This is a genomic window from Streptomyces sp. ERV7 (assembly GCF_001653515.1).
In the GTDB taxonomy this organism is placed as follows: domain Bacteria; phylum Actinomycetota; class Actinomycetes; order Streptomycetales; family Streptomycetaceae; genus Streptomyces.
Genome location: NZ_LYOY01000029.1, coordinates 1,292,441 through 1,307,051, shown reverse-complemented (window position 1 = coordinate 1,307,051; position 14,611 = coordinate 1,292,441). Strand labels below are relative to the sequence as shown.

Annotated in this window: 10 protein-coding genes and 1 pseudogene; 5 read left to right on the top strand and 6 right to left on the bottom strand. The window is 71.7% G+C overall.

What is annotated here, in order from left to right; all coding sequences use genetic code 11:
* Nucleotides 1-60 precede the first annotated feature (60 nt).
* Nucleotides 61-5,031, top strand: a complete 4,971-nt coding sequence (locus A8W25_RS12270; RefSeq protein WP_067159726.1) for an NAD-glutamate dehydrogenase — start codon at nucleotides 61-63, stop codon at nucleotides 5,029-5,031.
* Between the two features lie 85 nt (nucleotides 5,032-5,116).
* Here the strand turns inward: A8W25_RS12270 and A8W25_RS12265 are convergent, their stop codons facing one another.
* Nucleotides 5,117-5,521: a hypothetical protein gene (locus tag A8W25_RS12265; protein WP_067159723.1), complete on the bottom strand. Its 405-nt coding sequence runs from the start codon at nucleotides 5,519-5,521 to the stop codon at nucleotides 5,117-5,119.
* Between A8W25_RS12265 and A8W25_RS12260 the strand changes: the two genes are divergently transcribed.
* Complete coding sequence (locus A8W25_RS12260) at nucleotides 5,505-5,702, top strand: hypothetical protein (protein WP_158942489.1); 198 nt, start codon at nucleotides 5,505-5,507, stop codon at nucleotides 5,700-5,702. The two genes, A8W25_RS12265 and A8W25_RS12260, sit on opposite strands and share 17 nt — an antisense overlap.
* Before the next feature lie 35 nt (nucleotides 5,703-5,737).
* Here A8W25_RS12260 and A8W25_RS12255 read toward each other — a convergent pair whose 3' ends face one another.
* Nucleotides 5,738-6,544 carry an ABC transporter ATP-binding protein gene (locus A8W25_RS12255; protein ID WP_234386411.1) on the bottom strand — a complete coding sequence of 269 codons (807 nt, stop codon included), beginning with the start codon at nucleotides 6,542-6,544 and terminating at the stop codon, nucleotides 5,738-5,740.
* Complete coding sequence (locus A8W25_RS12250; RefSeq protein WP_420708458.1) at nucleotides 6,537-7,484, bottom strand: ABC transporter permease; 948 nt, start codon at nucleotides 7,482-7,484, stop codon at nucleotides 6,537-6,539. The genes A8W25_RS12255 and A8W25_RS12250 overlap by 8 nt, the downstream gene beginning before the upstream one ends.
* Nucleotides 7,485-7,719: 235 nt before the next feature.
* Between A8W25_RS12250 and A8W25_RS12245 the strand changes: the two genes are divergently transcribed.
* Nucleotides 7,720-8,346, top strand: a complete 627-nt coding sequence (locus tag A8W25_RS12245; protein WP_067159714.1) for a TetR/AcrR family transcriptional regulator — start codon at nucleotides 7,720-7,722, stop codon at nucleotides 8,344-8,346.
* A 28-nt stretch (nucleotides 8,347-8,374) separates the two neighbouring features.
* Here the strand turns inward: A8W25_RS12245 and A8W25_RS12240 are convergent, their stop codons facing one another.
* The gene (locus tag A8W25_RS12240) at nucleotides 8,375-9,961 is read right to left on the bottom strand and encodes a hypothetical protein (protein ID WP_234386410.1); all 1,587 of its coding nucleotides are present in this window, start codon (nucleotides 9,959-9,961) and stop codon (nucleotides 8,375-8,377) included.
* Between the two features lie 58 nt (nucleotides 9,962-10,019).
* Nucleotides 10,020-10,385: pseudogene (locus A8W25_RS32255) on the bottom strand (CDP-glycerol glycerophosphotransferase family protein); the annotation flags it as partial.
* A gap of 13 nt (nucleotides 10,386-10,398) precedes the next feature.
* Here A8W25_RS32255 and A8W25_RS12230 point away from each other — a divergent pair.
* Both A8W25_RS12230 and A8W25_RS12225 read left to right on the top strand, forming a co-directional pair.
* Nucleotides 10,399-11,958 carry a bifunctional glycosyltransferase/class I SAM-dependent methyltransferase gene (locus A8W25_RS12230; protein WP_067159709.1) on the top strand — a complete coding sequence of 520 codons (1,560 nt, stop codon included), beginning with the start codon at nucleotides 10,399-10,401 and terminating at the stop codon, nucleotides 11,956-11,958.
* A 46-nt stretch (nucleotides 11,959-12,004) separates the two neighbouring features.
* Nucleotides 12,005-12,379: an EamA family transporter gene (locus tag A8W25_RS12225; protein WP_234386409.1), complete on the top strand. Its 375-nt coding sequence runs from the start codon at nucleotides 12,005-12,007 to the stop codon at nucleotides 12,377-12,379.
* Here A8W25_RS12225 and A8W25_RS12220 read toward each other — a convergent pair.
* Nucleotides 12,351-14,576: a bifunctional glycosyltransferase family 2 protein/CDP-glycerol:glycerophosphate glycerophosphotransferase gene (locus A8W25_RS12220; protein WP_067159705.1), complete on the bottom strand. Its 2,226-nt coding sequence runs from the start codon at nucleotides 14,574-14,576 to the stop codon at nucleotides 12,351-12,353. The genes A8W25_RS12225 and A8W25_RS12220 overlap by 29 nt on opposite strands.
* Between the last annotated feature and the right edge of the window lie 35 nt (nucleotides 14,577-14,611).

The following is a 14,611-nucleotide window of genomic DNA, read 5'->3' as shown; positions in this document are numbered from 1 at the left end:
CGTGGCGTTGCGCCGCTTCTACCTACGTCACGCAACGGCGCGCGACAGGAGCCAGAGGACATGCAGACCAAGCTGGACGAAGCCAAGGCCGAGCTGCTCGCACGGGCCGCCCGGGTAGCTGAGAACAGCCCGGTGGGGGGCCCCGGCGGTCTGGGGGGCGCCCCCCAGGACCGGGCAGCCACTACCGGGGCCGCAGGGGAGGAAGGTCCTGCCCAGGACGCCGTCCTCGGGTACCTCCAGCGCTACTACCTGCACACCGCTCCCGAGGACCTGACCGACCGCGACCCGGTCGACGTCTTCGGTGCCGCCCTGTCGCACTACAGGCTGGCCGAAAACCGCCCGCAGGGCACCGCGAGCGTGCGGGTGCACACCCCGACCGTCGAGGAGAACGGCTGGACGTGCAGCCACTCGGTCGTCGAGGTCGTCACCGACGACATGCCCTTCCTCGTGGACTCCGTCACCAACGAGCTCTCCCGCCAGAGCCGCGGCATCCACGTCGTGATCCACCCGCAGGTCGTGGTCCGCCGTGACCTCACCGGCAAGCTCATCGAGGTCCTCGACGCCGGCGCGCACAACGGCGCCCTGCCGCACGACGCTCTCACCGAGTCCTGGATCCACGTCGAGATCGACCGCGAGACCGACCGCGCCGACCTGAAGCAGATCACCGCCGATCTGATGCGGGTGCTGTCCGACGTACGGGAAGCCGTCGAGGACTGGGAGAAGATGCGCGACTCCGCGCTGCGCATCGCCGAGGAGCTCCCCAAGGAGCCCAAGGCGGGCGATCTGCGCGACGAGGAGGTGGACGAGGCCCGGGAGCTGCTGCGCTGGCTCTCCGACGACCACTTCACCTTCCTCGGCTACCGCGAGTACGAGCTGCACGAGGACGACTCGCTGGCGGCCGTGCCCGGCACCGGCCTCGGCATCCTGCGCTCCGACCCGCACCACCACGGCGACGACAGCCACCCGGTCAGCCCGTCCTTCGAGCGGCTGCCCGCCGACGCGCGCGCCAAGGCCCGTGAGCACAAGCTCCTGGTGCTCACCAAGGCCAACAGCCGGTCCACCGTGCACCGGCCCTCCTACCTCGACTACGTCGGGGTGAAGAAGTTCGACGACAACGGCAACGTGGTCGGCGAGCGCCGCTTCCTCGGCCTGTTCTCCTCGGCCGCGTACACCGAGTCGGTCCGCCGCGTCCCGGTCGTGCGCCGCAAGGTCGCCGAGGTGCTGCGCGGCGCCGGGTTCTCGCCCAACAGCCACGACGGCCGCGACCTGCTCCAGATCCTGGAGACCTACCCGCGCGACGAGCTGTTCCAGACCCCGGCCGACCAGCTGCGCTCCATCGTCACCTCGGTGCTCTACCTCCAGGAGCGGCGCCGGCTGCGCCTCTACCTGCGCCAGGACGAGTACGGGCGCTACTACTCGGCGCTGATCTACCTGCCCCGCGACCGCTACACCACGGGCGTGCGGCTGCGGCTCATCGACATCCTGAAGGAGGAGCTCGGCGGCATCAGCGTCGACTTCACCGCCTGGAACACCGAGTCGATCCTGTCCCGGCTCCACTTCGTGGTGCGGGTGCCCGTCGGCACCGAGCTGCCCGACCTCACCGACGCGGACACCGAGCGCATCGAGGCCCGCCTCGTGGAGGCCGCCCGCTCCTGGGCCGACGGGTTCTCCGACGCGCTGAACGCCGAGTGCGGCGAGGAGCGCGCCGCCGAGCTGCTGCGCCGCTACGGCCACGCCTTCCCCGAGGGCTACAAGGCGGACCACTCCCCGCGCGCCGCCGTGGCCGACCTGGTCCACCTGGAGCAGCTCACCCACGGCCGCAAGGACTTCGCGCTCTCGCTGTACGAGCCGGTCAACGCGGCCCCCGGCGAGCGCCGGTTCAAGATCTACCGCATCGGCGAGCAGGTCTCGCTCTCGGCCGTGCTGCCGGTCCTCCAGCGCCTGGGCGTGGAGGTCACGGACGAGCGCCCCTACGAGCTGCGCTGCGCCGACCGCACGCACGCGTGGATCTACGACTTCGGCCTGCGCCTGCCGAAGAAGATCAACGGCAACGGCGACTACCTCGCGGACGACGCGCGCGAGCGCTTCCAGGAGGCCTTCGCCGCCACCTGGACCGGCTCCGCCGAGAACGACGGCTTCAACTCGCTGGTGCTGCGCGCCGGGCTCAACTGGCGCCAGGCGATGGTGCTGCGCGCCTACGCCAAGTACCTGCGCCAGGCCGGTTCGACCTTCAGCCAGGACTACATGGAGGACACCCTCCGCGACAACGTCCACACCACCCGGCTGCTGGTCTCGCTCTTCGAGGCGCGGATGTCGCCGGGCCGCCAGAGTGCGGGCACCGAGCTCATCGACGGGCTGCTCGAAGAGCTGGACGGGGCGCTCGACCAGGTCGCCTCGCTCGACGAGGACCGCATCCTGCGCTCCTTCCTCACCGTCATCAAGGCGACGCTGCGGACGAACTACTTCCAGAAGAACGCCGAGGGCAACCCCCACGCGTATATCTCGATGAAGTTCGACCCGCAGGCGATCCCGGACCTGCCGGCGCCCCGCCCGGCGTTCGAGATCTGGGTGTACTCGCCGCGCGTCGAGGGCGTGCACCTGCGCTTCGGCAAGGTCGCGCGCGGTGGTCTGCGCTGGTCCGACCGCCGCGAGGACTTCCGTACGGAGATCCTCGGCCTGGTCAAGGCGCAGATGGTGAAGAACACCGTCATCGTGCCGGTCGGCGCCAAGGGCGGCTTCGTCGCCAAGCAGCTCCCGGACCCGTCCGTGGACCGCGACGCGTGGCTGGCCGAGGGCATCGCCTCGTACAAGACGTTCATCTCGGCGCTGCTCGACATCACCGACAACCTGGTGGCGGGCGAGGTCGTGCCGCCGTCCGACGTGGTGCGCCACGACGAGGACGACACCTACCTGGTGGTCGCCGCCGACAAGGGCACCGCGACCTTCTCGGACATCGCCAACGACGTGGCGATCAGCTACGACTTCTGGCTCGGCGACGCGTTCGCCTCCGGCGGCTCCGCCGGATACGACCACAAGGGCATGGGCATCACCGCGCGCGGTGCCTGGGAGTCCGTCAAGCGGCACTTCCGCGAGCTCGGCCACGACAGCCAGACCGAGGACTTCACGGTCGTGGGCGTGGGCGACATGTCCGGTGACGTGTTCGGCAACGGCATGCTGCTCTCCGAGCACATCCGCCTGGTCGCCGCGTTCGACCACCGTCACATCTTCATCGACCCGACCCCGGACGCGGCCACCTCCTACGCCGAGCGCCGCCGTCTGTTCGACCTGCCCCGCAGCTCCTGGGCGGACTACGACAAGGGGCTGCTGTCCGCGGGCGGCGGCATCCACCCGCGCACGGCCAAGTCGATCCCGCTCAACGCGCAGATCCGGGCGGCCCTCGGTATCGAGCCGGGTGTCACCAAGCTGACGCCCGCCGAGCTGATGCAGGCGATCCTCAAGGCGCCGGTGGACCTGCTGTGGAACGGTGGCATCGGTACGTATGTGAAGTCGTCCGCCGAGTCCAACGCGGACGTCGGCGACAAGGCCAACGACGCGATCCGCGTCAACGGCGAGGACCTGCGGGTCAAGGTCGTCGGCGAGGGCGGCAACCTGGGTCTGACCCAGCTCGGCCGGATCGAGTTCGACCGCAACGGCGGCAAGGTCAACACCGACGCGATCGACAACAGCGCGGGCGTGGACACCTCCGACCACGAGGTGAACATCAAGATCCTGCTCAACGGTCTGGTCACGGACGGCGACATGACCGTCAAGCAGCGCAACAAGATCCTCGCCCAGATGACCGACGAGGTCGGCAGGCTGGTGCTGCGCAACAACTACGCGCAGAACACCGCCCTGGCCAACGCGGTCGCGCAGTCGCCGTCGCTGCTCCACGCCCACCAGCGGTTCATGCGCCGCCTCGGGCGCGACGGCCACCTGGACCGGGCGCTGGAGTTCCTGCCGACGGACCGCCAGATCCGCGAGCTGCTCAACAACGGGCGCGGGCTCAGCCAGCCGGAGCTCGCCGTGCTGCTCGCCTACACCAAGATCACGGTGGCCGACGAGCTGGTCCACACGGACCTGCCGGACGACCCGTACCTGCAGAAGCTGCTCCACGCGTACTTCCCGAAGCAGCTGCGCGAGAAGTTCCCCGAGGCCATCGACGGACACGCGCTGCGCCGCGAGATCGTCACCACGGTCCTGGTCAACGACACCGTGAACACCGGTGGTTCGACCTTCCTGCACCGGCTGCGGGAGGAGACCGGCGCGTCCATGGAGGAGATCGTCCGGGCGCAGACCGCGGCCCGCGAGATCTTCGGCCTGAGCGCGGTGTGGGACGCGGTCGAGGCGCTGGACAACAGGGTCGACGCCGACGTCCAGACCCGTATCCGCCTCCACTCGCGCCGTCTCGTCGAGCGCGGCACGCGCTGGCTGCTCAACAACCGGCCGCAGCCGCTCCAGATCGCCGAGACCATCGCGGACTTCGCCGAGGGCGTCGAGAAGGTCTGGGGCGAGCTGGCGAGCATGCTCAAGGGCGCGGACCTGGAGTGGTACCAGTCGATCCTGGACGAGCTCACCGCGGCCGGGGTGCCCGACGAGCTCGCCCGCCGGGTCGCCGGGTTCTCCTCGGCGTTCCCCTCGCTCGACATCGTGGCGATCTCGGGCCGCACCGGCAAGGACCCGCTGGCCGTGGCCGAGGTCTACTACGACCTCGCGGACCGGCTGCGGATCACTCAGCTGATGGACCGGATCATCGAGCTGCCGCGGGCCGACCGCTGGCAGTCCATGGCCCGCGCCTCCATCCGCGAGGACCTGTACGCGGCGCACGCGGGTCTCACCCAGGACGTGCTCTCGGTCGGCAACGGCACCTCGTCGCCCGAGCAGCGCTTCAAGGCCTGGGAGGAGAAGAACGCGGCGATCCTCGGCCGTGCCCGCACCACCCTGGAGGAGATCCAGGGCTCGGACGCCTTCGACCTGGCGAACCTGTCGGTCGCGATGCGGACGATGCGGACGCTGCTGCGCACGCACAGCTGAGCGACGGCTGAGGGCTGACGGCTGAGGGGCGGCCACCGGTGGAAACCGGTGGCCGCCCCTCACGCGTACGTGGGGTGCTGCCCGTCTAACGCGTCGCCTTCCAGAGCGTGACCGTGCCCTCGAACGCCGGGATGTCCTTGTCCGTGGACGGTGTCACCTTGGTGATCTTCCACATGGCCAGATTGCCCTTGGTGGTCACCGAGCACATGATGTCGCCCGCCTTGATCAGGTGGTCGTCGTTGAGCGCCTGGGCCGAGGCGGAGTTGGGCAGCGGGTTCTGCAGCGCGCCCTCACGGCACTGCTCGGGCGTGGTGCCGTCCGCCTTGCCGAGCGCCTGCTTGAAGTCCAGCCGGTCGTCGCGCGCCTCGAACTCGGTGTTGTCGTAGGCGAGCTTGCCGGTCGGGTCCACCGCCGGGACGTCGAAGTCGATCATCGTGGTGGAGAGCGACTCCGGGGTGCGCAGGGTGATCGGCTTGTCCTGGAAGACCACGGTGTACGTGACGTTGGCGGGCGGCGCCGAACTGTCGTCGCTCGCGGCGTCCGAGGGCGTGTCGGCCGCCGGGGACTGCTTCGGCGGGTTCTTGGCGGCGGGCGACTGCGTCGTGCCGCCCTTGGCCTCGTCGCTGCCGCCGTCGGCGCAGCTGCTGGGTCGTCATCGACCAGCAGTTTAGACCGGTTTGGGATATTTATTCGTACCGGTGTGACCCTATTTCTTCTTGGTGTGCTCCTCGTACGCGGCGACCACCTCGTCGGCCGGGCCGTCCATGCGCAGGACCCCCGACTCCAGCCAGATGGCCCGGTCGCAGGTCTGCTTGATGGTGCCGTTGCTGTGGCTGACCAGGAAGACCGTGCCCGCCTCGGCGCGCAGCTCCTCGATCCGCTCCTGGCTGCGCCGCTGGAAGCGGGCGTCGCCGGTGGAGAGCGCCTCGTCGATCAGGAGCACGTCGTGGGACTTGGCGGCGGCGATGGAGAACCGCAGCCGGGCGCCCATGCCGGAGGAGTAGGTGCGCATCGGAAGGGTGATGAAGTCGCCCTTCTCGTTGATCCCGGAGAACTCGACGATGTCGTCGTAGCGGTCCCGGACCTCCTCGCGGGACATGCCCATGGCGAGCCCGCCGAGGGTGACGTTGCGCTCGCCGGTGAGGTCGTTCATCAGCGCCGCGTTGACGCCGAGCAGGGAGGGCTGGCCCTGGGTGAAGATCCTGCCCGCGGCGGTCGGGAGCAGGCCCGCGACGGCCTTCAGGAGGGTCGACTTGCCCGAGCCGTTGGAGCCGATCAGGCCGATCGCCTCCCCCTTGCGGGCGACGAAGCTGACGCCCTTGACGGCGTGCACCTCGCGGATGCCCGGGGTGGCCCTGCGGGAGGCGATACGGCTGAGCGCGGAGGTCGCACTGCCTCTTCCTTTGGAGGAGCCGCCGTTGACCTTGTAGACGATGTGGACGTCGTCGGCGATCACGGTGGGAGCGCCGAGCGGGGCGGGGGCGCCGATCACGGCGGGAGTGCTGTCAGCCACGGCCGTACTTCTCCTCTGCCTTCCAGAAGTAGATGAACCCGGCGACGAGGGCGAGGACGGCCCAGCCGCCCGCGATGGCCCACACGTGCGGCGGGAGCTGCTTCGCCTTGAAGCTGTGGATCAGGGCGAAGCGCATCAGGTCGATGTAGACGGCGGCCGGGTTGTACTGGAGCACCTTCACCAGGCCGTGCGGCAGCGAGCTGCGGGTCATCAGCTGCGGCAGGCTCCACATGACGCCCGAGACGTACATCCAGGTGCGCAGCACGAACGGCATCAGCTGCGAGATGTCCGGGGTCTTGCTGGCGACCCGGGCCATCGCGAGCGACAGACCGGTGTTGAACATGGCCTGCAGGATCAGCGCGGGGACGGCGATCAGCCAGGACACCGCCGGGTAGACGCCGACGGCGACCAGGATCATCGCGAGCGCGGCGATGGAGAAGAGCAGCTGCTGGAGCTGCTGGAGCGCCAGCGCGATGGGCAGTGACGCGCGCGGGAAGTGCAGGGCGCGGACCAGGCCCATGTTGCCGGTGATCGCGCGCGTGCCCGACATGATCGAGTTGGCGGTGAAGGTCCAGATGAAGACGCCGGTGACCAGGAACGGGATGTAGTCCGGGACGCCCTGCTTGGTGCCCATCAGGATGCCGAAGATGAAGTAGTAGACCGTCGCGTTGAGCAGCGGGGTCATCAGCTGCCAGATCTGGCCCAGCTTCGCCTCGCTGTACTGCGCGGTGAGCTTGGCGGTGGCGAACGCCGAGATGAAGTGGCGGCGCGCCCAGAGCTGCTGGACGTACTCCTTCAGCGACGGGCGGGCGCCGCTGACCGTCAGGCCGTACTTGGCGGCCAGCTCGGTGGCGTCCAGGCCCTGGTCGGGGTCGGCGGGCCGGGTGTCCTGCGCGGGGGCCGGCGGGGCCGGCGGTGCTGCGGTCTGGCTCACAACGATCGCTTTCGACGTGGCTTCGCGGGCGGGAGGTCTTCGCGGGGACGCGTGTCCCAGGGCCGACGCGTGTCTCGAAGTCGACGGGTGCCTCAAGGCCGACGGGGTGTCTCGAGGCCGGGACATGGCCGGGCGGTGAACCCGGGGTTACGACGGGACGGGTCCGTATCGTCGTAACGGTGAGACTAGGACGGGATGACGTCGCAACGCAACCGTCTCGTCGTATCGCTATGCTCAAGACATGACCAACTCGGACGCCCCGGCCCCCGCCGAACCCCAGCGCCGCGCCCCGGCCGGTGCCGCCGTGCTGCGCTCCGACGTGACCGAGGCCATCCGCAAGGCCGTCTTCGAGGAGCTGGCGGCGGTCGGCTTCGCCCGGATGTCGATCGAGGGCATCGCGCGCCGCGCCGGAGTCGGCAAGACGGCCGTCTACCGCCGCTGGAAGTCCAAGCTGAGCCTGGTCCTCGACCTGGTGTCCGCCTTCGCCGCGCAGGGCCTGCCGGTGCCCCGCACGGGCTCCCTGTACGGGGACATCAGGGCGCTGCTCGCGGTGGCCTCGCTCGCCCTGCGCCACCCGGTCGCCTCCCAGGTGATCCCGGACCTGCTCGTCGAGTCGGTCCGCCACCCGGAGATCGCCGACGCCATCAAGAAGGCGCTGCTCGACGGACAGAAGGGCGTCGCGGCGGTCGTCGTGCGCGAGGCCGTGGAGCGCGGCGAACTCCCCGAGGGGGCCGACCCGGACCGGGCCCTCGACCTGATCGTCGGGCCGCTGTACTGGCGGCTCGTGGTGGTCCGGGGCGACCTGCCGAAGGGATACCTGGACGATCTGGCCACCTCGGCGGTGGCGGCCCTGAAGGCGACGGGCTGAGCCGTCGCGCGTCCGTGGGCCGGTCGGCTCAGCCGCGGACTCCGGGGTAGCTCACCCGCGCCAGCACCTCTCCGCTGTGCGGGCTGAACGCGACCACCACCGCCTCCTCGGGCAGGCGTTCCTCCGGAGTGAGCAGCAGCCAGTGGACGCCGTAGCGGCGGGCGATGGCCGCGCGCGCGTGGAGAGGCGTCGACGGGGACAGATAGCGCCTCACGGCCGCCTTGCGGCGCAGCCGTTCGGACTCCGCGAGCGCCGGGTCGGGCCAGACCGGGGCCACCAGGAAGGGCCCGTACCCGGGCAGGGAACGCACTACGTAGTAGTCGTCCGCGAGAACCGTGTCGCCCGGCGGGATGTGCTGGGCGGCCCAGCCGTAGGTGTCCCAGTGCGGCGGGCGCTCGACGCCCCGCACCCCCAGGCTCGGCGCCACCGCCCCGGCCTGGGCCGAGACGAACCCCAGGCACGCCCCGGCCGCCGCGAGCGGGGCGAGCGCACGGCGGGCCGCGGACCACGGGCGCGGCCGGGCCAGCTCGACGGCGAGCGCGACCTGTGCGGGGACCGGGGCGACCGCGAGCAGCCTGCCGTACGTGTAGTGGCCGCTCACCCAGCCGTACAGGACGACCAGCCAGAACAGCAGGGTCATCAGCGCCAGCGGGTCGCGCCGGTCGCGGCGCAGGCGCAGCAGCAGCACGGGCGCGCCGAGCAGGGCCGCCAGCCAGTAACGGCCGATCAGATCTTCATACAGGGCCCTGTGCATGGAATCGATGCCGGTGTCGCCGACGAGTGTGAAGATGTCGCAGTACGGCCAGGTCACCGTCACCGCCAGGGCGCCCGCCCCCGCCAGCGCCCAGCGGGCGGCGGCCGCGCCGCTCCACGCCCCCTTCCGCGCGAGGGCGAGGCCCGCCGTGCCGAGCACCGCGGCGATCGCGGTGATCGGGTGGACGAGGACGACCACGCCGGTCAGCACGCCGAGCGCGGCGAACTCCAGCGGGGCCGCGCGCCACCGGGGCGTACGGGAAGAACGTTCCGTCAGACGGCCCGCCAGGGCCCAGATGTGAAAGGTGAGGCCGATGGCGAAGGTGCTCGGGTAGGACAGGTTGCCGGTCATCGACAGCAGACCGAGGAAGCCGCTCCACCAGGTCACCGCGGTGCCCCACAGGACCGCCGAGAAGGCCAGCGTGAACACCGGCGCCCACGCGCGCGTGGAGAACAGCCGGGTGAAGCGGCCGAGTCCGGTGAGCAGGACCAGCAGGTTCACCGGCCCGAAGAGCCGTACCACCACACGGCCGGGCAACTCGGTGAGCTGGGCGAACACGCCCTGGGCCACGGAGTACGGCGAGTAGTACGGGCTGCCCGCGCCCGGCAGGTCGGCCATCGGGTGGGCGGGGTCGAGCAGATCGGCCTTCAGCCGCTCCACCACGGCGGCGTGCGTACCGAGGTCGCAGCACAGCGGCACCCGCCAGGCCGCCGCCGATATCACCAGCCAGAACACCCCGCCCAGGACGAAGTAGGGCGTGACGCGCCAGGCGGGGCCCGGGGGCGGCGCGTCGGCGGGACTTACGGCCGCGCGCCGGGGCGCCGGAAGCCGGGCGGGGCCGGTGGGAGGAAAGGTGCGCACAGGTCATCGGTTCCGTGGGGGTCCCGATCTGTCCCGGCATCCCGCGTCGATCACCCGATCAGCAGCCCGTGGTCAGCCGGTCGACGACCCGGGCCGCCGCCCGGCCGTCGTCCAGGTCGCCGTACGCGGCGCGGAAGGCGGCGTACGCGTCCGCGTGGGCGGTGGCGCCGCTCTCCGGCTCTGCCAGCGCCTCCGCCACGGCGCCGGTGTCGGAGAGCAGCGGGCCGGGGGCCAGCGCCTCGAAGTCGGCGTAGAAGCCGCGCGCGGTGTCGCGGTAGTGGGCGAGGTCGTAGGTGTGGAAGAGCATCGGGCGGCCGGTGTGGGCGAAGCCGCAGATCAGCCCGGAGTAGTCGGTGACCAGGACGTCGGCGGCCAGCAGCAGCCCGGAGGTCGTGGGGTGCGCCGAGACGTCACGGCCGCCACCCCTGGAGACGCCCGTGCAGCCGACCCCCGCCCGCGCCTGTGAAGCCCGCTCAGGGCGCGACCCCCGTATCGGCATCCTCGTCGTCGCGTACAACGCCGAGACCACGCTGGAGCGGACGCTCGACCGCATCCCGGCCGACTTCCGCTCCCGTATCGACGAGATCCTGATCCTCGACGACGCCAGCCACGACGGCACCTTCACCGCCGGCTGCCGCTGGTCCCAGGCCGAGGGCAAGCCCCGTACCGTCGTCATGCGGCACACCAAGAACCTCGGCTACGGGGGAAACCAGAAAGCCGGGTACGCGCTCGCCGCCGAGCGCGGGCTCGACATCGTCGTCCTGCTGCACGGCGACGGCCAGTACGCCCCCGAACTGATCCCCGAGATGGTCGCGCCCATCGAGAACGGCGAGGCCGAAGCCGTGTTCGGGTCGCGCATGATGGACCGGGGCGGCGCCCTGCGCGGCGGAATGCCGTTCTACAAATGGCTGGGGAACCGTATCCTCACCCGCCTGGAGAACTCCCTGCTCGGCTCCCGGCTCACCGAGTTCCACTCCGGCTACCGCGCCTACAGCGTCGCCGCGCTGCGCCGGCTCCCCATCGAGCGCAATACCGACGCGTTCGACTTCGACACCCAGATCATCGTCCAGCTCATCGACGCGGGAATGCGGATCAGCGAAATCCCCGTGCCCACGTACTACGGCGACGAGATCTGTTACGTCAACGGGCTCAAGTACGCCAAGGACGTGGTGAAGGACGTCCTCGAATACCGGCTCGCGGTCAAGGGGTTCGGCACCTGCCCGTGGATTCCCAAGCCCGACGGATACGCGTTCAAGGAAGGCGACGGCTCCTCCCACTCCGTCATCCTGGACCGGATGCGCGCCCTCCCGCCCGGCCGCGTCCTGGACCTGGGCTGCTCCGGCGGGCTCTTCGCCGAGCGCCTGGAGGCGATGGGCCACGAGGTGACGGGCGTCGACCGCGTCGAGGTGCCGGGCGTGCGTGAGAGGTGTACGCGGTTCTTCGCGGCGGACCTGGAGGAGGGACTGCCCGAGGAGATCGGGCGGGGATACGACTACGTGGTCGCCGGGGACGTCATCGAGCACCTCTCCCGGCCCGAGCGGGTCCTCGCCGAGATCGCCCGGGTGCTGCGCCCGGGCGGGCGGGTCCTGCTGTCCGTACCGAACTTCAGCCACTGGTACGCCCGGCTGCGCGTCGCCCTCGGCGCCTTCGGGTACGACCGGCGCGGCATCCTCGACGAGACGCATCTGCGCTTCTTCACCCGCGCCAGCCTGCGCCGCACGGTCCAGGGCGCGGGGTACGACATCCTCTCCATGTCCTCGACCGGGGCGCCCTTCTGGGCGCTGCTCGGCGGTGGCGGCCCGGTCGGCGGGGCGCTCGCCAGGGTGCTCGGCGGGCTCTCCCGGCTGCTGACCCGGCTGCGGCCGACCCTGTTCGGCTATCAGCACATCGCCCTGCTCACGCCGCACGCGGCGGAGACGATCATCGCTGGGGAGCACGTCGATGTACAGGACATCCTCAACCGTCAGTACACCCCCGCCGACCGTGTGGGCGTCTGACCGCGCGCCGCACCCGGTGCCCGAAGTCCCGGTCGGGAGGCCGACGTTGAACCTGCCCAGCCTGGCCCTGCTGCTCTTCGCGGTGTTCTCCTCGGCGGGCGGCCAGATCATGCTCAAGCACGGCATGCGCAGCGCCGCCTTTGCCGTGCGGCACGGCGGAGGCTCGATCGCGCTGCGGGCCGCCACCAGCCCCTGGATCGTGGTCGGCCTGGTCGTCTTCGCCGTCTCGGCCGTCGCCTGGATGTCGACGCTGGCCCGGGTGCCGCTGTCCGTCGCGTACCCCTTCAACGCCCTGGGGTATCTGCTGATCGTGCTGGCCGGCTCGACCGTGCTGCACGAGCGGACGTCGGTGTGGACGTGGGCCGGCTCGCTGCTGGTGGTCGTCGGGCTCGTCACGGTGATGGCCGGCCAGCGGCGCTGACCCGGCGGGCACCCGTCTGACCCGGCAGCGGCGGGACCGCGCGCCGGGCGGGCTCCACCGGGCGCGGCGCGTCGGCCTCCTCGTCCAGGAACACCGTGCGCACCACGCGCTCGGCGGCGCGCCCGTCGTCGTAGGGGCAGAACCGCTCCCGGAACGCGGCCCGCAGCACGGCGTTCGCCCGGCTGTCCCAGCCGCCGTCCCGGAAGCAGGAGATGAGCTCGTCCGTGCTGGTGGTGACCGCGCCCGGGGTGTCTCCCGGGCGCCCCGAGAGGAGGTCGAAGCAGACGCCGCGGACCGTGCGGTACACCTCCCAGTCGGGGGCGTGGACGACGATCGGGCGGTCCAGGTTGGCGTAGTCGAACATCATCGAGGAGTAGTCCGTGACCAGTGCGTCCGCCGCCAGGCACAGCTCTTCGACCCGGGGGTGGGCCGAGACGTCGAGCAGCCCCGGGTGCTCCGGCAGCCCGGCCGAGGCGTGGAAGTAGTGGGCTCGCACCAGCAGCAGGGTGTCCGGGCCCAGCGCGTCGGCGACGCGGACCAGGTCCAGGGGGGCGGAGAAGCCGCGCTCGTACTCGCGGTGCGTCGGCGCGTACAGGATCGCGCGGCGGCCCGGCGCGATGCCGAGCGCGCGGCGGACGGCGGCGATGGACTCGGCGGTCGCCGTCGCGTACACGTCGTTGCGCGGATAGCCGGACTCCAGGTGCCGCACCGCACTCGGGTAGACGCGCGACCAGGTCTCGGTGGAGTGCGGATTGGCGGAGAGCGAGAAGTCCCAGCGGTCCACACGGGCGAGGAACCGGCGGAAGCCGAAGCCCTGGGCGGCGGCCGGACGGTCGAGCTGGTCAAGGCCCATGCGCTTGAGCGGGGTGCCGTGGTGGGTCTGGAGGTGGCGCTGGCCCGGGCGCTTGACCAGGTGGTCGGGGAAGTTGACGTTGTTGACGAAGTAGCCGGCGCGGGCCATCAGCCGCCAGTACGCGAGGGTGTCCGGCAGCACGAACGGGTGCCCGTCCGCCGCCTCGGCCTTGGTGACCACCCACACGCCCTTGATGTGCGGGGCGAGTTCGGCGGCCTTGCGGTGGACGGCCGCCGGGTTGCAGCTCACGCCCCGGTTCCAGTACGAGGCGTACACCGCGAGCCCGGGGTCGAGCGGGAGCAGCCGCTGGAGGCGGTAGTAGTGCCGGAACGCCGTGCGCAGCGCGGACCTGCGCACGGCGCGGACGCGTGAGCGCAGTGCGCGGCGGGCCGCCAGGGCCCCGTCGAGCGCGGCCAGCGTCCGGAACCGGCCCCCGGTGAGCAGCCGCGCGCGCACCCCGGACCGCCCGCTGCCGACGGGTCGATGGGTCCGGCTGAAGGCGGCCACCGCCCGGACGTACGCCCGCCGCTGCCCGCGCGCGCCCGCGTACGTCTTCAGCAACTCCCGCACGGCCAGCGCGAACAGCGGCCCGCGCAGGGCCTCGGCCCCGGGCCGGGCGGCGGTCTTGGCCAGCAGCGCGTCGTACGCGGCGACGACCTCCCCGCGGTCCTCCGCGGGCCGGGCCCCCGGCAGTGGGCGCCGCTGGCGGTGGTCCACGCAGGGGGTGGCGAGGGCCGCCACCGACCCGGCCGCCAGCAGCGCGCCGAGCGCCCACATCGCCTCGGCCCGCGCGCCCGGGCCGAACCGCGGGCCCCCGTCGCGCCAGAACTCCCGCCGCACCGCCCGGTTCCAGCTCACCGGGGCCACCCCGAGCAGGCCCGGCCGCCCGGCGGCCGTGGTCACCGCGTCCCCGGCCGCGCGCAGCACGTCGAGGGAGCGGGCCGGCTCGGCCGTGCCGAGGAACGGGGTCCGCAGATGCCCGAAGAGCAGCAGATCCGGGTCCCCGGCCTCCTTCAGCCGCGCGTCGACCGCGTCGAGCGCCCCCGGCAGCAGGACCAGGCCCGGCTCCAGGAAGAGCAGATACTCCCCGCGCGCCTGCCCGGCCCCGGCGTCGCGCCGCTCGCCCGCGCTCACCGGGGCCGCCAGATGGACCGCCCGTACGCGCCGGTCGGCGGCGGCCAGTTCGTCGAGCAGCCGCCCCGAGCCGTCCGCCGAGCCGTCGTCGACCCCGATGACCTCGATGGTCTCGCTGTGGCAGGAGCGCTGCCGCAGCACCGACTCCAGACACTCCCGCAGCAGCCCGCGGACCTCATGGACGGGCACGACGACGGTGAAACGGGGCAACGGATACCTCTTTCGGGGCCGGGGGAGAGCAAGGG